Origin of the sequence: Arthrobacter pigmenti (assembly GCF_011927905.1) — a bacterium.
Classification (GTDB): Bacteria; Actinomycetota; Actinomycetes; order Actinomycetales; family Micrococcaceae; genus Arthrobacter_D; species Arthrobacter_D pigmenti.
The window spans coordinates 858,194-876,022 of sequence record NZ_JAATJL010000001.1; the positions used below are offsets into that span (position 1 = coordinate 858,194).

Here is a 17,829-nt window from a genome sequence, read left to right on the forward strand (position 1 = left end):
ACATCGAGTCAGCAGAAATGGCTAGGAATTGAGCCGAAAGTAGTCATTCTTGCTGACTCGATTGAGGTCTTACTGCGGCGGACGCGTCATCGAAAGGACGTCGAGCGCCTCATCGAGCTGCGCTTCGGTCAGCTCGCCGCGCTCAACGTAACCGAGCGCGACGACGGCCTCCCGGACGGTCAGCCCCTCTGCGACGGCCTTCTTCGCGATCTTCGCGGCGTTCTCGTAGCCGATGTATTTGTTCAGCGGAGTCACGATCGACGGCGATGCCTCGGCGAGGAAGCGGGCGCGCTCCTCGTTGGCGGTAAGGCCGTCGATCATCTTGTCGGCCATCACCCGGCTGGTGTTGGCGAGCAGCCGGATGGACTCGAGCAGGTTTGCTGCCATGACCGGAATGCCCACGTTCAGCTCGAACGCCCCGTTGGTGGAGGACAGCGCGATGGTGGTGTCGTTGCCGACCACCTGCGCTGCAACCATGATGGCCGCCTCGCAGATCACCGGGTTCACCTTGCCGGGCATGATGGAGGATCCAGGCTGCAGGTCCGGAATGGCAATCTCGCCAAGACCTGTGTTGGGCCCGGAGCCCATCCAGCGCAGGTCGTTGTTGATCTTCATAAACGAGTAAGCAATGTTGCGAAGCTGTCCCGAAGCCTCGATGAGGCCGTCGCGGTTTGCCTGCGCCTCGAAGTGGTTGCGGGCCTCGGTCAGCGGCAGGCCGGTGTCTTCGGCGAGCAGTTCAATGACCCTGGCGGAGAAACCGGCCGGGGTGTTGATTCCCGTGCCGACGGCCGTCCCGCCGAGGGGAACTTCGGCAACGCGGGGGAGCGAGGCATTGATGCGCTCAATGCCGTAGCGGACCTGCGCGGCGTACCCGCCGAATTCCTGACCCAGGGTGACCGGTGTGGCATCCATCAGGTGGGTGCGGCCGGATTTCACGACGCCCTTGAATTCCTCGGCCTTACGCTCCAGGGACTCGGCGAGGTACTCAAGCGCCGGGATCAGGTCGTTGATCAGCGCCGAGGTTGCCGCTACGTGGACCGAGGTCGGGAAAACGTCGTTCGAGGACTGCGAGGCGTTGACGTGGTCATTGGGGTGAACCACCTTCTCGCTGCCGCCATCCTTGAGCGCCCGTGAGGCGAGTTCGGCGATGACCTCGTTGCTGTTCATGTTGGAGGACGTTCCGGAACCGGTCTGGAACACGTCGATCGGGAAATCGCCGTCGTACTGCCCGGTGGCCACCAGGTCAGCAGCGGTCTCGATGGCTCGTGCCAGCTCGGCATCGAGCACGCCGAGTTCGGCGTTGGCAGTGGCGGCCGCCTTCTTGATCCGCGCGAGGGCCTCGATGTGGGTGCGCTCCAGGGTCTTGCCGGAGATCGGGAAGTTCTCCACGGCGCGCTGTGTCTGGGCACGATAGAGCGCGTCTGTGGGTACCCGCACCTCGCCCATGGTGTCGTGTTCGATGCGGTATTCGAGGTCCTGGGAATCAGTCGTCATGCGCCAATTCTCGTCTGTAGCCCTATCGCGCCACAAATTGCCGGTGCCCGCCGCCGGTACCCGCGCTGCAGCTACAGCGCTCCGTTGTCGGCGACCAGTTCCGCCTTGCCTTCCTCGAGCCGGTAAGCCACCCCGACGACGGCGGTGGACCCCTGCTCGACCGCGTCGCTGATGACGCGCGAGGAGTCGACCAAGCGGTTCGCGGTCTGTTTGATGTGCTCGACGACGGTTCCGTTGACGTCGGTGACACCGTTTCGCTGCGAGGTCAGTACTGACGGCGTGATGCGTTCCACTAGGTCGCGGATGAAACCGGCGGGCATGGCTCCGGTCTCGATAGCGTTCATGGTGGCCGTGACTGCGCCGCAGGAATCGTGCCCCAAAATCACAATCAACGGGACGCCGAGCACGCTCACGCTGTACTCGAGGGAGCCGAGGACGGCGTCGTCGATCACCTGGCCGGCGGTGCGGACCACGAAGACGTCACCGAGGCCGACGTCGAAAATGATCTCTGCGGCCAGACGCGAATCCGAGCAGCCGAAGATGACTGCGAAGGGATTCTGGGTGTTGACCAGCGACGTGCGTCTGGACGCGTCCTGGTTGGGGTGCGAGGAGTCCGAGGAAATGAAGCGAGCATTTCCGTCGCGCAGTTTCTGCCATGCTTCCGCGGGAGTAAGTTGCTTGTTCACCCGATTACTGTACTGCGGACGATTCACGGGACCGTACCGTCGGTGACGGCACGTTGAGCGTGTGGGTCAGAATGAGTCAGAGCTCGTCGGCGACGGCACCGGCAAGTATGTCGAACTCCACGAGGTCCGCTGTGCCGCCCAGAATCAGGGTGAAGCCCTTGAGCTCGGTGGTCAGGAAGGCATCGCCGGAGGGGCTGTCGAGCAGCTCCCAGGTCACGCCGTCGATCACTCGCTGGCCGGAGGGTTCAGCGTCCTGAAGATGCTGCGAGAGCCAGGTGGGGTTGGCCTGGTTGGTCTGTGTCAGCCGGATGAACTCGCGGCTGGGTGTGAGATATCCCACCTCCCAGAAGGGGACCCCGTCTGCGCCGCTTCCGGTCCAGCGGGCGTAGTTCGAGGTCCAGCCGTCCGGCAGCCCGGCAGCAACCGGGAGGTACCCGGCGGCGCCCTCGGCCTGGTCGGCTATCCGTGCTACGTCGACATTGCGGGTGTAGGTCTCAGCCGTATGTGTGGGATTCAGCAGCACCACAAGGAAAACCAGGGCCAGCGTGGCGCCGGTGGCAATGAACATGCCCACAGCTGAAGCGTTGGCACGCTTTGCCTGCTTGGGCGTGAGCACCGGCGTACCCGCTGCCGACTGCTGATCTTCCTGGGCTTTCCTCACCCCTCCATTGTCACCCACGGATGGTTGCCGCGGCCAACCGGGACTCATCACGGGCGGTCCTTTCGAACACGTCACTGATAAGGGGAGCAGGTCCGGGCCGCACTATGATTGCGGGAGAAGGAAACGGCCAGTCCAATGATTTCAACGATGAGGTACAACGTGTCCGACACCGCAAAAGCTGCACAGTATTCCACCCTGTCACCCGCCCTGGCGGTTGGGGATGACGAGCCGGACCGCAACCTCGCGCTCGAGCTGGTCCGCGTGACTGAGGCCGCGGCGATCGCCGGTGGGCACTGGGTCGGGTTCGGCGACAAGAACAAGGCAGACGGCGCAGCGGTGGACGCAATGCGTTCCCTCCTCTCCACAGTCCACTTCAATGGCATCGTGGTGATCGGTGAGGGCGAGAAGGACGAAGCGCCGATGCTCTACAACGGCGAGCGGGTGGGTGACGGCAGCGGCCCGGAGTGTGATGTCGCGGTTGACCCCATCGACGGCACCCGCCTGACGGCGCTTGGCATCAACAACGCGCTCGCGGTCCTCGCGGTGGCTGAGCGCGGCACCATGTTCGATCCCTCCGCCGTCTTCTACATGGAGAAGCTCGTTACCGGTCCGGAGGCCGCGGATATGGTGGACCTCCGCCTGCCCGTGAAGCAAAACCTGCACCTCATCGCCAAGGCCAAGGGCAAGAAGGTCAATCAGATCAACGTCATGATCCTCGACCGTGACCGGCACCGCCCGCTGGTCCAGGAAATTCGCGACGCCGGTGCCCGCACCCGATTCCTCATGGACGGCGATGTTGCCGGTGCCATCGCCGCTGCGCGCGAAGGCACCGACATCGACGCACTGATGGGCATCGGCGGCACACCGGAAGGCATTGTGGCCGCCTGCGCCATCAAGTCCCTCGGTGGAGTGATTCAGGGCCGCCTGTGGCCCACCAGCGACGACGAGAAGCAAAAGGCGCTCGACGCCGGCCACGACCTCGACCGGGTGCTTTCGACGAACGATCTCGTCACCAGTGACAACTGCTACTTCGCAGCAACGGGAATCACCGACGGCGACCTGGTTCGCGGCGTCCGCTACAACAAGGGCAAGGTCCTGACCCAGTCGATCGTGATGCGCTCGAAGTCGGGCACCATCCGCGTGGTGGACGGCGAGCACCAGGCCCACAAGTGGGAAAGCTACGCCCGCCTGGCATAGCGCCGGGCGCGCGACCCGGCGGTGCGGGCCGCTGACGCGGTAGCGCGCAGGGCTCCCCGGGCCAGCCGCGCCAGCACGTACGCCCGATACATGCCGTGGCGTACCGGCAGGTCCCAGCTGCCCGGGTAAGCCACCTCGAATCCGCCGAACGAGCGTTTGAACCGGGAGAAACCTGCCCAGGGGTGCTCAGGTTCATCCTCGGGGGAGACCCCCCACATATCGAAGTGAGTGAGCCCTGATTTTTTGGCGTCGAGGATCATGGTCACGAGGAGGGGGATCGCTGCGTTCAGGCGGCGGTGTTCGTCGTTGGCAGCGGCATGTGCATACGCGCGGGTGGTACCGGTCTCGTAGGACAGGGCGGCGGCAATCGGCTGACCGTCCAGACGCGCGATGAACAGTTTCGCTGCTCCTGAGGGCATCAGCGTTTTCGCCGCCAATTCCAGGTATGTGTCGGACTGCGGGCGGAATCCGGCGCGGTCAGAGACTTCGTGCAGGAAGCCGAGCAGGATCGAAATGTCATCCGGATCGGAGGACGTGTCGATTGTCACGCCCTTCTTGTGGATATTCCGGTGGAGGTTGCGGCTGGTGGGCCGCATCCCTGCGAGGAGACTCTTCTCATCCTGCGTCAGGTCAAGCATCCACGTGCGCTGCGGCTGTATATCGGTTGGTGCCTTCCTCAATCCGGCGGCGGTGAGCATCCGATGGCTCGTCTCGACGCCACCGTGCCCGGGCTCGAGCCGTACGAAGTGGGCTCCTTCAGCCTTGGCGCGGCGCGACAGCGCAGCAACGGCCTGCTGAAACCCGGCCACGTCCTGAGCTACCGGACCGTGGGGGCAATACAGGTATCTGCCCAGCACCGTCGATTCCAGCACCGCCAGGAATGTCCAGCCGTCTCCGGACTCTTCGTGGACCTTCTTGCCTAGGCCATGTTGAAACTCGGCCCACAGCGCAGACTGCAGGATCGAGGAGGGCATGGTGTTCATCGACTATCTCTCACTGGTTCTCAAGGAGTGCATGCCATCCGTAGCCTCGCCTATCGTCACTGCGTATGCGAGCACCGCGCCGCCGTCGTCGTTCTCCGAGGTTTCCGAGGCCCGCTTGACCATCACCGGCGACTCGTTGGCGGGTATGAATGCGCTTTCACCACGGTGGAGGATGAGGTCTCCCTTGGGGGAGTCCAGCACCACCGAACCGCTCAGCGCTATGATGACGGCCGGACCGTTCTGGGCCAACGGGATGTCGGCGGAGGCGGCGCTGTCGCCGAAGGAGACGGGAATTTCAAGCCGCTGAAGCTGGAACTCGTCAAAGGGCGGGCGGTACAGTTCCTGGCCAAGCGGCGTGATCTCGGCCTCTACCATCGGGAGTTCGAGTGGAGCGAAGTCGACGGTCTTGAGCAGTTCGCCGATGTCCACGTGCTTGGCCGTGAGTCCGCCGCGCAGCACGTTGTCGGAGGAAGCCATCACCTCAATGCCGAGGCCCTCGAGGTAGGCATGGACGTTCCCGGCGGGGAGATAGAGCGCCTGGCCGGGGCGGAGCGCCACCCGGTTGAGCAGCAGCGCAACGAGCACGCCCGCATCGCCCGGATAGTGGCCGTTGAGCTGGAGCACGGTGTGCGCGGCTGAGCGCACGTCGTCGGCGACCTCAGCCGGATCCTCCTCCAACACGCCAACGACGACGGCGACAGCCTCCCGGGTCTCGGCGCCGCCGGTCAAGAGGCGGGTGAAAGCTTCGCGCAGCGCACGCACCGGGTCGGGGATGACCAGATCCCGGACCACAGACTGGAGGATAGCCGGGGACCAGCCGCGGCGCTGTTCGACCAACTTCACGAGCGCGGTGAAGATATCGGACGCGTCACGGACCGGGCGGAAGCCGCAGAGTGCCTCGAAATCGGTGAGGGCGAAGATCATCTCCGGCTTGTGGAAGGCATCACGGTAGTTGCGCTGTGGGACATCCTGCGGCACGGCGGCTGCATTCTCGGCCTCGTAGCCGTCACGCGCCTGTTCGAGGCTCGGGTGCACCTGCAGGGACAGCGGGGCCGCTGCGGCAAGCACCTTCATCAGAAAGGGCAGCCGATCGCCGAACGCATCGCCCGCGGAGCCAAGGGTGCGGTCCGGGTCGGCACTGATCAGTTCATTCAGCGTCTCACCGGAATCACCGTGTCCAAGGACGCGCGACGGAGAATCGGGATGCGCACCGATCCAGAGTTCAGCCTCCGGGCCGCCGGAGGGTTTCCTGCCGAGCAGTTCCGCGATGGCTGTCTCCGACCCCCAAGCGTAGGGGCGGAGCGGGTTATCCAGCTTGTACATCCGATGAGTCCGTTCTTAGGCGGGGGTGCATTCCCCGTTGTCGGCGAGCAGGGACTCCAGTGTGGCCCAGTCCTGGTTCACGGCGAGCTGATGCAGGTACTCCTCGGTGATTTCGCCGGTTGCGGTCTGTGCAGGGAGGGCCTGAGTGAACGCAACCCTGTCGGCGCCAAGGACTCCGTGGGCGTCTGGGGAAGCCGATCCGCCTGAGGCAACCGGAGAAGCCGCGGCGAGTGTCTCCTGGACGCGCTGCCGGATGAGGTCGAAATCCGGGTAAGTGGAGAACAGATCACCCGGTTCGCCGAAGTCCGGCGCGCCGATGGTGAGGCGGCCGACGTCGTGATTCTTCGCCTTGAGCGCGAGGTCCACGAAGCTGCCCAGCTGGTCGCGGGGGATGTCGGTTTCCACGATCTGGGTCCCGGCGGCCGCGATCTGCTGGAACCGGGTCAGCACAGTCGCGGGGTCAAGCTGGGCGATCATGGCTGCCTGCACACACTGCTGACGGCGGATGCGGGAGTAGTCGGTGGCGTACTCGCGGGAGCGTGCATACCAGAGCGCGTGGTAGCCGTCGAGGGTCTGGACGCCCGGTGCAATCCACTCCGACGGCGGATTATAGCGCTTGGGCACCGTGCCCGGGATTTCCGTGGACGTGATGGGAACCCAGCCACCGGCGTCGATGGTGATACCGCCCATCGCGTCAATGAGCTGCTCGAATCCGGCCATATCCACGAGGATGTAGGCCTGCACCTCGATGCCGAGAATCCCGCTGGCGGCATCCATCATCGCTTCGGCACCCGGGTCCTGGGCCTCCGGATAGAGATCGGCATACTCTTGCGTCACCACCGGGTAGAGGCTGTTGATAATGCACTCGTTACCGCAGTTGTAACCATCGGGCCACACCTCCCAGAGGGGTGAACCCTCGGAGAACGGAGCGTTCTGGAAGTCGCGGGGGATGCTGAAGGTGACGGTCGCGCCGGACTCGGCGTCCACGCTGACCACCGAGATGCTGTCGGGCCGGCGTCCGGTCCGGTCTTCGCCGGCGTCGCCGCCCATCAGCAGGAAGTTGTACCGGCCCTCGACCGGATCAAAGGCGGGACCCGCCTGGAAAATACTGCCGAAGGTGTTCCGGCCGACGTTCAGCAGATATGCACCGTAACCGAGGCTGCCGCTCGTCAACAGCATCAGCAGTGCCAGTGATCCGGCAACGGCGGGCCGCATCCCGCGGTCCAGGAGCGGCGGGCGGATAATGCGCAGGGTGTTGAGGAACAGAAATGCCCACCCCAGAGCCAGCAGGACCAGGACCACGATCAGGACCAGAGACAGCCACTCGTTCGTGAAAAGGGTCACCAGGATTTGGCGGTTGACCAGTGCTACGACGACGGCGGCAATCACCAGGAGCCAGACCGTGAGGGTCACGCGCAGCACGCGGCGGCCGAGCCTGCGGTCACCGGCGACTATCTGGGCGGACCCTGGAATCAGGAGCGTCAGCAGCAGAAGCATGAAGGCGCGCTTGGTGCGCACCTGCGATTGGGCCGATTCCGGGTATCTCACCGGATCGGTGAGGAGGGCCCGCTCAGAGGGACGGCCGGGATGGACTGCCCTGCTCATGCGCCGCCTTGGTTGCTGCCCGCGCGGGAGCGCAGCGCAGCCCCTTTGTCGAGCGCGGTCTGCCGGAGTCCCCGGGCAAAGTCGTCCAGCCTTGCTGAGAGGTCGTGTGCCGGCTGCCCTTCGCCGGACGCGAGGATGCGCACGGCAAGGAGACCGGCGTTGCGGGCACCGCCAACAGACACGGTGGCGACCGGAATTCCGGCCGGCATCTGGACAATAGATAGCAGCGAATCCATACCGTCCAGATACTTGAGGGCAACCGGGACACCGATCACAGGCAGGGTTGTCAGCGATGCGAGCATGCCCGGCAGGTGCGCCGCCCCGCCGGCGCCGGCGATGATTACCTTCAGCCCGCGGCCTGCAGCTTCGCGTCCATAGGCCAGCATGTCTTCGGGCATGCGGTGGGCGGAGACGACGTCGGCCTCATAGCGAACGTTGAATTCATCCAGTGCCGTTGCCGCTGCCTCCATGACCGGCCAATCGGAGTCAGAGCCCATGACCAGGCCAACCTGGGCGTCCGTAGCGGAGTGGTTCACTGTTCTTCCTTCCGGGTCTCGCATCCGTCCCGCAGGATCGCAGCGGCGCGTTCGGCACGCCGGGCGATCTGTGCAGGCGTTTCGCCTCGTAGACCCATGGCGTTGACATGGCCGATCTTGCGGCCGGGCCGGACGCTCTTGCCGTAGGTGTGGATTTTCGCAGCGGGCTCCGCCTGCAGTGCTTTCGGGAAAGCACTATACAGCTCGGGGTTGTCCCCGCCGAGGATGTTCTTCATCACAACGACACCGCCTGCCAGTGAGGGATCGCCGAGCGGCAGGTCAAGCACCGCGCGAAGATGCTGTTCGAACTGGCTGGTTACCGAGCCGTCCATGGTCCAGTGGCCCGAGTTGTGTGGACGCATGGCGAGTTCGTTGATGAGAAATCCATGCTCGGAGCCCGGAACCTCGAACAGTTCCATCGCCATCACGCCGGTGACGCCGAGCTCGTCGGCGATGCGCAGGGCGGCCTCCGCAACAGCCTGTCCCTGTTCAGGAGACAGGTCCTGTGCCGGGGCGATCACCTCGTCGCAGACACCGTCCACCTGGATGGAGTGGACCACCGGCCAGGCGCGGGCTTCCCCGCTGGGGGAGCGCGCTACCAACGCTGATAGTTCACGTGTGAACGCGACCTTCTCCTCCGCCAGCAGGGCTGAGCCGTCGAACCAGTCGGCGGCATTATCGGCGTCGTCCGCCGAGGCGATGATCCGCACGCCCTTGCCGTCGTAGCCGCCGCGCGGGGTCTTCAGGACCACGGGCCAACCGACTGCGCCTCCGAACTCCCGGAGCTCATCCGGTGAGGAAACAGAACTCCATCGGGGGTTCGGGAGTCCCAGCCGGTCAACTGCGGCGCGCATGATCAGCTTGTCCTGGGCGTGTTGCAGCGCAACAGGCCGCGGTTGCACATTCACTCCGGCAGCTTCGAGCGCGCGAAGGTGCCCGCCGGGCACGTGCTCGTGATCGAAGGTCAGGACGTCGACGCCTTCGGCGAAGACCAGCAGGTCCTCCAGGCTCGTGTAATCACCGACGGTCGCGTGAGCCACGGCAGCCGTCGCGGACACGCCGGGAGCCTCTGCCAGCACGCGTAGTTCAAGGCCGAGTTCGACGGCGGGCGGTGCCATCATTCGGGCCAGCTGACCGCCGCCCACCACACCAATTACGGGAAAAGTCACCCCTTCAGGGTACCCATAGCCGGGTGCGTAACCGTGATGTGACCTCTTCCCTTCGCAGCTTCCCAGGAAAGTCTCAATCTCGATCGGTAAAGTAAAATAGGTCGCCAGTTGTACTGTGTTCTTCGCAGCTCCTCGCAGTTCGTCCGCCCCGTATGCTTTTCCAACAGCTGCCATGGCGAATTAGTCCAATCGACCGGAGGGTCATGATCACCACACTTGCTGAGCGAATCAGGGGCCTCGCATCCCTGTTCTGGCGGGAGCTCGCGAAATTCGGCGCAGTGGGCGGCGTGGCCTTCATCATCGACAAGGGACTGTTCTGGCTGTTCATCCACGGGCCCATGTCGGACAGCGAGGTCAAGGCGCAGGTCGTTTCAGCATCGATTGCCACCGTGTTCGCGTGGATTGCCAATAGGTACTGGACATTCCGCCATCGCAGGCAAGCCAACCCATGGCGCGAGCTCGTGATGTTCGCATTCATCAACGCCATCGGACTGGGCATTGCAGCGGGCTTTGTCTGGCTGGCGAAGTATCCCCTCGATATTTCCGACCGAACCGGCCTGTTCGTCGCGGGGATCATAGGAACCGTCCTGGCTACTGCCGTGCGTTTTGTGGCTTACCGCTTCTGGGTCTTCAACGTAGAGCTCGATGCAGAGCCCGGCTTCGCGCACGACTACGAACTTATCCACCCGCACTCGCACGGCGGCGCGCATGCCGCGGACACTCCGGACCCCGGCCACACCCGGACGGACCAGAACGTACGGACGGACCAGCACGACGTCGGCGGGCTGGGCACCGTTGTGCGGGAAGCTAAGCAGCCAACCGAGCAGTAACCCGTTCGCCCGCCAGCAGCCGGTCGGTCACCTCTACGCTGGGGTGTACCAGGACGACGGCGCCGCCGCCCGCCCAGATGCGGACAACGGCAGCCAGCACCGTGTGAAGGGGCAGCGCGGCTGGAATCAGCCACACGCCGTCGTCGTTCTCTGGCTCCTTTGACGCGATTTGATCCTCTGCGGCCAGCGGCGCGGAAGCCAGGTCCTCGAAGGTGAGACTTCTCACGCCGTCGGTGGCGAGCACCGAGTCCGGCAGCGCCGGCTCCTCCAGATAAACGTCGCCGTAGGAACGAACCGAAGCTGCGTAGTCCACGCTCCCGGCCGGGAGTTCGCCAGGCCAGCGCACATCCAGTGCGCCGGGGGCGATGAACACAAGAACGCCGTTGTCAGCAATATCGTTGCGAGCAACATCGGCCTCCATCGAGAGGCGGATGTCAGCTTCTGCTGAAGGCTCCGTAATGGCACTCCGCGCTCCCACTTGCCAGCATGCCAGAGCCCAGACAAGGGATTTCCAGTGCGGGGGCAGGTTCATTGCGACAACGGTGGAGTCGCCGGCGTCCAGTTCCTCGACGAGGAGGTTGGAGGTCTTGGCCACCCAATTGTCGAGCACCCGCCCGGATAGCTCAATGCGTTCGTTCGCCTCGCCGTACCAGATGAGCTTCGGTCTGGAGGATGCCGCCCGGAAGGATTCGAGGAGTTCGGCCACGCTGGAAATACTGGTCATTGATGCTGTTCCTTCCCAGCGCCGCCGCGGTCCGCCGGGGCGTATTCGAGGGTGCCGGTTTCTGAATCGTGAGGAGTCTTTCGCGTGGCGTGCCCACCGCTTGCAAAAATTACTCTATAAGATTCCTTCCGCCGCTTGACTCGCAACGTATTACACGCGTGTAATTAGGTCATCGGATTTGTTCCGGCGGACGGGATTTAGAGGTTCACAGCGACTTGCGGTGGACGCATCTCCCACACTTCCAGCCGGAGCTGCAACACCGGGAGGCTGATATGGGGCAGGCAGAGCACATTCAGGACCGTACATCCATAGCGGCCCAGGCATCGGCACGTTACGGATCAAGGGGAGTACCACAGGACTGGTACGTTGACCCGGCAGATCCGGGTGCTGCTGTTCGGTACAAACAGCAAACCCAGGGCCTGGAAGATGAGGCGACGGCGTTCCTCGCAGCGCACGAGGCACTCAGCGACGGCGCTGCCGTCGAGAACTTCCTGGACCCGCAGAAAGTCCCCAGCCCGCGCAAACCCGCTGCACCGGAACACGTGGAGCAGGCTGTCTGGATCGGACTGCCCGGAATCGGCTCCGACTTCGATGATGAAGGCGAGCTCGGGTGGCAGGCGGATGCCCTGTGCGCGCAGACAGACCCTGAAGCATTCTTCCCGGAAAAGGGCGGCTCAACGCGGGACGCCAAGAAGGTCTGTGGCTCCTGCAACGTCAAGGCGCAGTGCCTGGAATACGCGCTGGCTAATGATGAGCGGTTCGGGATCTGGGGAGGCCTCTCCGAGCGTGAGCGCCGGCGGTTACGAAAGCGAGCAGTCTGATTCATCCTCACCAGAGGGTCACCGCCGTTGTCGTAGCGCACAACGGTGCCGAGTACCTCGCTGAAACGCTGGGTGCACTCGGTCGACAGACCCGACCCGCAGACTTCCACGTTGGAGTAGACGCCGGTTCAACTGATGAATCGGCGTCTATTCTGCAACTGCAGCTTCCGGTAGGTTCGCCGGTTGTGGGGGCGACCGGACGTGGCGGATTCGGAGGCGCCATCCGGACGGGACTGGCGGAAATTCCTGCCGCCCGTCGTGCCAACCCTGAGGCTGCGGACCAGGACTGGATCTGGTTGGTGCACGATGATTCAGCTCCCGAACCGACGGCCCTGGAGGAACTGCTTCGAGCCGTTGAACTCGCTCCGTCGGTTACCGTCGCCGGAGCCAAACAGGTTGAGTGGGAACACCGGCGGAAGCTGGTTGATGTTGGACTCTCGATCAGCCGTTGGGCCGAGCGGCTCACACTCATCGATGTAGACGAACTGGATCAGGGCCAGTATGACGCGCGCAGTGACACCTTCGCCGTAAACTCGGCAGGCATGCTCATCCGCCGTGATGTGTGGGAAGAGCTCGGCGGGTTCGACCCGGCACTGCCGGGCGTCGGCGATGATGTCGATTTCTGCTGGCGGAACCGCCTCGCCGGGCATCGCGTGGTGGTGGTGCCCGCTGCGGCGATGCGGCATGCCGGCTCCCGCGAAAGCCACACAGCCGTGTTCCGTGCAGCACGTCGCTCCGAGGTGTACCTTCGCCTCAAGCACGCCACGCTCTGGAAGATACCTTTTTTGGCAATCGGTGCCGTCCTGGGCGGATTCGCCCGGCTGATTCTGGGGATGCTTGCGAAGGACCCCGGGTACGGACTCGGGCAACTGGCCGCCAGTATCGCAGCCTGTCTCAAACCTTTTGACCTCTATCGCTCGCGACGGTCCGCAGCCCGCACCAAGCGGCGGCCGCGCTCAGTTGTTCGCGCCCTGCGGACACACCGGCGGGAAGTGTGGTCACACCGCAAGTCCGTGGTTGAAGCTTTCTCTGCGCGTGGGCTCGATGACGAGTCCTATGCCCAAAGCACCGCCGCAGAAGTTCCGAGCGGTGATGCCCACGACGATTTCGCGGCACTCGAAGGTCCGTCCCGCCTATGGGTCGGTTGGGGTGCCATCGCCGCTGCTGTGGTTCTGTTGGGTGTCTCGGTTGTCGCGCTGTCCAGATTCATTGGTGCGCCGGCGCTCGCCGGCGGTGCGCTGCTTCCTGTATCGACAGACCTCGCAGAGATTTGGGCCAATTCTTCCCGGTGGTGGATCGGACTTGGCTCAGGGGTAGCCGGCCACGGAGATCCGTTCGGCTACGTTCTGTGGGTGCTGTCCGCTCTGGGATTCGGTAACGGCAACGCGGCTATCGTTGCCCTGCTGCTGTGTGCCGCCCCGCTGGCCGGTGTGAGCGCATGGTTTGCAGCCGGCGCCCTGGTCCGCAGCAGACCGTTGCGGCTGTGGGCGGCCTTCTTCTGGGGTTCAGTGCCAGTACTTCAGGTTGCACTGGGAACCGGGCGTCTCGGTGCACTTTTGGTCCACATCCTGCTCCCGCTTGCAGCCCTCGCGATGATTCGCGCTGTGGGTCAGGCCCCAGGCAGGCCGGGCTCACAGTCGGACGATTCGGTCGGGTACAGGAACCGCCAGCGCGGCCTGCAGTTGATGCTGAAACCGGGGATCAACGGGATTCCGAGCTGGACCGCCGCAGCAGCAGCCGGCTTGCTGGTCGCAGCGATCGTTGCCAGTGCGCCGTCCCTGCTGGTCTTCTTTGTGCTCGCCATTCTCCTGATCACCTTTGTAGCCAGGCGCCGGGCGAAGACCTTGTGGTGGGCTCTGCTGCCGGCGTTGGCCCTCTTCCTGCCGTTTGCGATTTCAACCCTGGATCGTCCCAGGGCTGTGGTTGGGGATCCGGGGCTCCCATTTCCATTCGAGGCCGCCGCACTGTGGCAGCAGCTGCTCGGTTACCCCGTGGCATTTGACCCCTTTGCACCGCTTGCAGCCTTTCCGACCCTCCCGCCGGGGCCCTGGCCGCTTGTCGCAGCGTTGTTGGTCGGGTTGCCGGTGCTGCTGCTGGGGGCCGTTGCACTGTTCCTGCCGGGACGTGGCCGGCCGGCGGCACGGGTGCTGTGGCTGCTTGCGATCCTGGCGCTCCTTGGGAGCGCTGGAAGTTCCCTCGTGGTTACTGCAGTCGGCTCCGCGACCCTCACCACCCCCTTCTCCGGCCCGTGGGTTTCGGTGCTCACCTTCGCGGTGCTCGCCGCAGGTCTTCTAGGCGGGGAGGGCATCTCGCAGGTCCTCCGCACCCGGCGCGCACGCTCGAACCCCTCCGCTGCGCGCGGCATGCGCCTGTGGCTGACTTCAGCTGCCGTCATCCTGGCTCTGGGGCCCGCAACCAGCCTTGGGCTGTGGTTGATTCCGCAACTTCGTACGCCGGATTCTTCCATTGCGGCCACGTCCTTCGGTACGGAGTCGTGGGTAGTGCCAAGTGCACAGCGGACGTTGCCGGCCACGGCAGCGGATCGGGGGAGTAGCGGGGAACGAAGCCGCACCCTGGTGATGAATGTTGACGGCGACAGGAACGTCAGCGCTGCAGTGATGCGTGGTGGCGGGACCACCCTGGACGGACTGTCGCAGATATATGCGGCTCGTCAGTTGCACGGACCACTCCTGGACGCCCAGTTGAGGACCGACGACGACGCCACGGCGGACATGCGCCGGACAGTGGCCACCCTCGTCGCCGGAACCGGTGCCGATCCGCGTGAAGAACTGAAGCGGCTCGGCGTTGGGTTCGTAGTGCTGCAGCAGTCCGACTCGGCGGCCGAAGTTCTCGCCAGCCAGATCGATTCCGTACCGGGGCTTGTATCGGTTGGCAACACCGAGTCAGGGTGGCTGTGGCGCGTCGAGATGCAGGCATCCGGAGCGACCGAATCGGCGCCGCAGACAGGACGCATCCGCATCCTCGACGAGTCCGGAACCACTATCAGCGTGCTTGACTCTGACGCGACAACCGCGTCCGCGGACGTTCCGGCAGGACCGATAGGGCGAATCCTCGTACTGGCCGAACGTGCCGCTCCCGGATGGGAAGCAACGCTGAACGGACAGCGGCTGGAACCTGCTGACGCAGGTTGGAGCCAGGGCTACACGCTTCCGGAGAGCGGCGGCACGCTTGAGGTCCGCTATGTGACTCCGTGGGAACCGTGGGTGGGAACCGGACAAGCGGTGGTGTTCGCATTGACCGTGCTGTTGGCCGTTCCCATCCCCGCGCGCCCCCGGCTTGTACGCATCCCGCCCAGCAGGAACAGGGCAACTGAAGTTCGCTCTTCCTCAGGCAGGCGTGCAGCGGTCCCGGTCCGCGATACGAAGCGTGTGCAGCCTGATGCAGTGCCAAACGATGCGCACGATGGTGCGATTGTGAAGGAGCAAGCCGGCACCGGAAACGAGGCCGCAAATGGTGAGCGCCCGGTCGCCGGTGAGCACCCCGGGGCCGGCGCGTCCGCCGGTACACCAAGGTCCGAAGATGCGGCTCTGAGCGGTAGAAGGGCCGGTAACTGACGTGGGAAGCATGAGCAGGAAAAACAAAACGGAACGTACCGGCGCTCGAACCCCGCGCGGCACCTGGGTGCGCAGTGCGGCTGGCGTGGCTGCCGGCGTCGTACTGGTGTCTGCGACGGGCGCGCTCGTCGGGGCGGGCATCGCGGGGAGGATTGGAACTGCCTCGGAGCAGTTTCCCGTTCCGACTGCTGCCGTACCTGCCGGTGAGTACTCTGCCGTCTGTCCCGAACCGCTCAGGCTTCTGGAGGGCGCTGTGGAGGGCGGGGATCCCGAGTTCAGCCCGGTATCCGAAACAGCAGAGAACCGGGTCAGCGCGATGGCTTTGAGCGACCTCGGAGGCACAGTGCCCGGTGCGGCCGTGAGGCCGCTCGGAGCCGATGAGCCGGCAGTTGTCATTGCCGAACAGGTGCCCGAATCGGAAGAGGCGAAGCCGCAGGTAAGCAACGAGGACGGATTGACCGGGCGCGTTGCCGGTGTTGTCCGCGGTGAAACTGTGGAGAACGCAACGGTGCTGCGCGCCCAGGCCCTTGGTGAGCAGGAGGCAACCGCAGGCGCGGGATTCACGTACACGGCATCCGATGGTGACCTCGCGGGGCTTGCTACGGCGAACTGCCAGGAGCCGTCGAACGACTTCTGGCTGGTGGGCGCCTCGACGACTGTTGGCGCAACCGCGGTGCTGAAGCTGCACAACCCATCGGTCTCGCCAGCTACGGTCAATCTTGAACTGCATGGATCCAAGGGCGTGATCGAAGCGCCCGGCGGCAGGGGAATACTGATCGCGCCGGGTGAATCGGAGTCGATCGTGTTGGCCGGTCTCGCTGCCAACGACGAGAATGTTGCCATCAGGGTTCGCAGCGACGGCGGCCGTGTCAGCGGATTCGTCCAACAGAGCGTGCTCCGGGGGCTGACCTCCGGCGGGGTGGACCTCATTCAGTCCTCCGCTCCAAGCTCATCCACCCAGGTTGTTCCGGGCATCCAGATCCAGCCTGATGATGTGATGGATGAAATTGTTGCCCAGGAGGGATACGCGAACGCTGCTCCTTCCCTGCAGGTAGCGGTGCCGGGCGGAACCGACGCTGTCCTCGACGTCCGGATCTACGGGCCCAACGGTGAAGTCGCATTGCCCGGCGGGGGAGTCGTTACCGCGGCGGCAGGAGCTGTGACAGCAATCCCCCTGGACTCCCTTCCGGAAGGAAACTATGCGGCAGTCGTCAGCTCGGATGTGTTGATCGTCTCGGGCGCGCGGGTTGCGCGGGGAACAGCACCGGATGAACCCCTCGACCTCGCACGGATTCCGTCGGCGGCCCGGCTTGGAAGCCAGCATGTTTCGGTGCTGCCGACCGGTGCTGACGCATCGTTCATCTTCAGCGCCCCGTCTGGAAGGGCAGAAGTCACGATCACACCGGTCAATGCCGAAGGCGCGCTCGGCGAGCAGCGCGTATTCAATGTAGGCGGAGGCACCACGGTAACGGTGCCCGCGACCGAACTCGGCGAGGGCACGGTGGCTGCGCTGATCGGATCGTCAGGGGACCCCGCGTATGGGGCGCAGCTCGCAACCCTTGGCGGAGAGACGCCCGGAATTGCGGTCTCGCCGATTCCGCCAGGGAGCGCGGGGCAACTAAGTGTCGCGGTGAATATCGGCTACTAGGCCTTCGCCGTCGAACCGTATTCGCCGGCAGAGCGGGTGCTAGGCGCGGGATCGCCCATAGGCCGGATCGACGGCTTCGGGAGTCATGCCAAGCAGCTCCGCGATCTGTTCGACGACGACGTCGTGTACCAGCTCATTGGTGGGAACGTAGCCTTTGGCAGCCATCTCGATGGGATGCCGGTACACCGTGATGATCGCCGGCCGTTTGTCGACGGCAGCGGTGGAGGTACCGAGCAGGCCGCGAAGTGCGAGAGGGGTCATACTCTCCAATCCGTCCGGGATTTCCTGCACAATTATCTGGACGTCCTGGATCCGGTCGCCCCAGAGCCGTTCGAGGCGCTGCGCTGACTCCATGACCCAGTCTTCGAAACGCTCGGACCGGGTCCGGGCACCGGGGAGATGGGAAGGGACCAGGTCGCCGCGCAAACCGCGTCCGTGCCGGTTGCGACGCCGCCTGGCGGAACCGGAAGATCCGCGAAGCGGGGAGTCCGGCACGGCCAGGCGAATCGACAGTTCAGAGCTATCCCGCATGAAGAAACTCTAGTCCCAAGTCGGCTTGCCTGCACCCCGGCGCGCA

At 64.6% G+C, this 17,829-nt stretch carries 15 protein-coding genes; 5 read left to right on the forward strand and 10 right to left on the reverse strand.

The window, feature by feature from the left end; genetic code table 11:
* Window positions 1-69: 69 nt before the first annotated feature.
* The 3 genes from BJ994_RS04065 to BJ994_RS04075 all read right to left on the reverse strand — a co-directional run bounded on the left by BJ994_RS04065 (window position 70) and on the right by BJ994_RS04075 (window position 2,841).
* Window positions 70-1,494: a class II fumarate hydratase gene (locus tag BJ994_RS04065; RefSeq protein ID WP_167991738.1), complete on the reverse strand. Its 1,425-nt coding sequence runs from the start codon at window positions 1,492-1,494 to the stop codon at window positions 70-72.
* A gap of 71 nt (window positions 1,495-1,565) precedes the next feature.
* A complete protein-coding gene (locus BJ994_RS04070; RefSeq protein WP_167991740.1) occupies window positions 1,566-2,180 on the reverse strand; it encodes a carbonic anhydrase in 615 nt (204 codons plus the stop codon).
* Window positions 2,181-2,256: 76 nt separating this feature from the next.
* Window positions 2,257-2,841, reverse strand: coding sequence for a DUF4245 domain-containing protein (locus BJ994_RS04075; RefSeq protein ID WP_342450276.1), 585 nt, complete (start codon window positions 2,839-2,841; stop codon window positions 2,257-2,259).
* 147 nt (window positions 2,842-2,988) lie between these two features.
* Here BJ994_RS04075 and glpX point away from each other — a divergent pair, with 147 nt between their 5' ends.
* A complete protein-coding gene (gene glpX / locus BJ994_RS04080) occupies window positions 2,989-4,038 on the forward strand; it encodes a class II fructose-bisphosphatase (RefSeq protein WP_167991742.1) in 1,050 nt (349 codons plus the stop codon).
* On the opposite strand, the gene BJ994_RS04085 is transcribed toward glpX, so the two are convergent.
* The 5 genes from BJ994_RS04085 to BJ994_RS04105 are packed head-to-tail and all read right to left on the reverse strand — an operon-like array spanning window position 4,020 to window position 9,606.
* A complete protein-coding gene (locus BJ994_RS04085; protein ID WP_245192246.1) occupies window positions 4,020-5,021 on the reverse strand; it encodes a lipid II:glycine glycyltransferase FemX in 1,002 nt (333 codons plus the stop codon). The genes glpX and BJ994_RS04085 overlap by 19 nt on opposite strands.
* Window positions 5,022-5,024: 3 nt before the next feature.
* A complete protein-coding gene (gene manA / locus BJ994_RS04090) occupies window positions 5,025-6,344 on the reverse strand; it encodes a mannose-6-phosphate isomerase, class I (RefSeq protein ID WP_167991745.1) in 1,320 nt (439 codons plus the stop codon).
* Between the two features lie 15 nt (window positions 6,345-6,359).
* Window positions 6,360-7,949, reverse strand: coding sequence for an LCP family protein (locus BJ994_RS04095; RefSeq protein ID WP_167991747.1), 1,590 nt, complete (start codon window positions 7,947-7,949; stop codon window positions 6,360-6,362).
* A complete protein-coding gene (purE, locus tag BJ994_RS04100) occupies window positions 7,946-8,446 on the reverse strand; it encodes a 5-(carboxyamino)imidazole ribonucleotide mutase (protein ID WP_209067398.1) in 501 nt (166 codons plus the stop codon). The genes BJ994_RS04095 and purE overlap by 4 nt, the downstream gene beginning before the upstream one ends.
* Window positions 8,447-8,481: 35 nt before the next feature.
* Window positions 8,482-9,606 (reverse strand): 5-(carboxyamino)imidazole ribonucleotide synthase, encoded by a 1,125-nt coding sequence (locus BJ994_RS04105; protein ID WP_245192399.1) that lies wholly within the window; start codon window positions 9,604-9,606, stop codon window positions 8,482-8,484.
* Window positions 9,607-9,857: 251 nt separating this feature from the next.
* Between BJ994_RS04105 and BJ994_RS04110 the strand changes: the two genes are divergently transcribed.
* On the forward strand, window positions 9,858-10,484 hold the full coding sequence (locus BJ994_RS04110) for a GtrA family protein (protein WP_167991754.1): 627 nt from the start codon (window positions 9,858-9,860) through the stop codon (window positions 10,482-10,484).
* On the opposite strand, the gene BJ994_RS04115 is transcribed toward BJ994_RS04110, so the two are convergent.
* On the reverse strand, window positions 10,462-11,208 hold the full coding sequence (locus tag BJ994_RS04115; protein ID WP_167991757.1) for a TIGR03089 family protein: 747 nt from the start codon (window positions 11,206-11,208) through the stop codon (window positions 10,462-10,464). The genes BJ994_RS04110 and BJ994_RS04115 overlap by 23 nt on opposite strands.
* A gap of 272 nt (window positions 11,209-11,480) precedes the next feature.
* Between BJ994_RS04115 and BJ994_RS04120 the strand changes: the two genes are divergently transcribed.
* Genes BJ994_RS04120 through BJ994_RS04130 form a run of 3 tightly spaced genes read left to right on the forward strand, consistent with a single transcriptional unit; the run spans window position 11,481 to window position 17,252 of the window.
* Complete coding sequence (locus BJ994_RS04120) at window positions 11,481-12,029, forward strand: WhiB family transcriptional regulator (protein ID WP_167991759.1); 549 nt, start codon at window positions 11,481-11,483, stop codon at window positions 12,027-12,029.
* On the forward strand, window positions 12,029-15,604 hold the full coding sequence (locus BJ994_RS04125; RefSeq protein WP_167995842.1) for a glycosyltransferase: 3,576 nt from the start codon (window positions 12,029-12,031) through the stop codon (window positions 15,602-15,604). The genes BJ994_RS04120 and BJ994_RS04125 overlap by 1 nt, the downstream gene beginning before the upstream one ends.
* Before the next feature lie 10 nt (window positions 15,605-15,614).
* The gene (locus tag BJ994_RS04130) at window positions 15,615-17,252 is read left to right on the forward strand and encodes a DUF5719 family protein (RefSeq protein WP_167991760.1); all 1,638 of its coding nucleotides are present in this window, start codon (window positions 15,615-15,617) and stop codon (window positions 17,250-17,252) included.
* 39 nt (window positions 17,253-17,291) lie between these two features.
* Here BJ994_RS04130 and BJ994_RS04135 read toward each other — a convergent pair whose 3' ends face one another.
* Entirely contained in the window at window positions 17,292-17,783 is a 492-nt protein-coding gene (locus BJ994_RS04135; protein WP_167991761.1) for a metallopeptidase family protein, read from the reverse strand.
* Between the last annotated feature and the right edge of the window lie 46 nt (window positions 17,784-17,829).

Bases quoted from the DNA above. Each gene is read 5' to 3' on its own strand.
- BJ994_RS04065 (WP_167991738.1), bottom strand. From the start codon at position 1,494: ATGACGACTGATTCCCAGGACCTCGAATACCGCATCGAACACGACACC.
- glpX (WP_167991742.1), top strand. From the start codon at position 2,989: ATGAGGTACAACGTGTCCGACACCGCAAAAGCTGCACAGTATTCCACC.
- BJ994_RS04085 (WP_245192246.1), bottom strand. From the start codon at position 5,021: ATGAACACCATGCCCTCCTCGATCCTGCAGTCTGCGCTGTGGGCCGAG.
- manA (WP_167991745.1), bottom strand. From the start codon at position 6,344: ATGTACAAGCTGGATAACCCGCTCCGCCCCTACGCTTGGGGGTCGGAG.
- BJ994_RS04095 (WP_167991747.1), bottom strand. From the start codon at position 7,949: ATGAGCAGGGCAGTCCATCCCGGCCGTCCCTCTGAGCGGGCCCTCCTC.
- purE (WP_209067398.1), bottom strand. From the start codon at position 8,446: ATGGGCTCTGACTCCGATTGGCCGGTCATGGAGGCAGCGGCAACGGCA.
- BJ994_RS04105 (WP_245192399.1), bottom strand. From the start codon at position 9,606: ATGATGGCACCGCCCGCCGTCGAACTCGGCCTTGAACTACGCGTGCTG.
- BJ994_RS04110 (WP_167991754.1), top strand. From the start codon at position 9,858: ATGATCACCACACTTGCTGAGCGAATCAGGGGCCTCGCATCCCTGTTC.
- BJ994_RS04115 (WP_167991757.1), bottom strand. From the start codon at position 11,208: ATGACCAGTATTTCCAGCGTGGCCGAACTCCTCGAATCCTTCCGGGCG.
- BJ994_RS04120 (WP_167991759.1), top strand. From the start codon at position 11,481: ATGGGGCAGGCAGAGCACATTCAGGACCGTACATCCATAGCGGCCCAG.
- BJ994_RS04130 (WP_167991760.1), top strand. From the start codon at position 15,615: ATGAGCAGGAAAAACAAAACGGAACGTACCGGCGCTCGAACCCCGCGC.
- BJ994_RS04135 (WP_167991761.1), bottom strand. From the start codon at position 17,783: ATGCGGGATAGCTCTGAACTGTCGATTCGCCTGGCCGTGCCGGACTCC.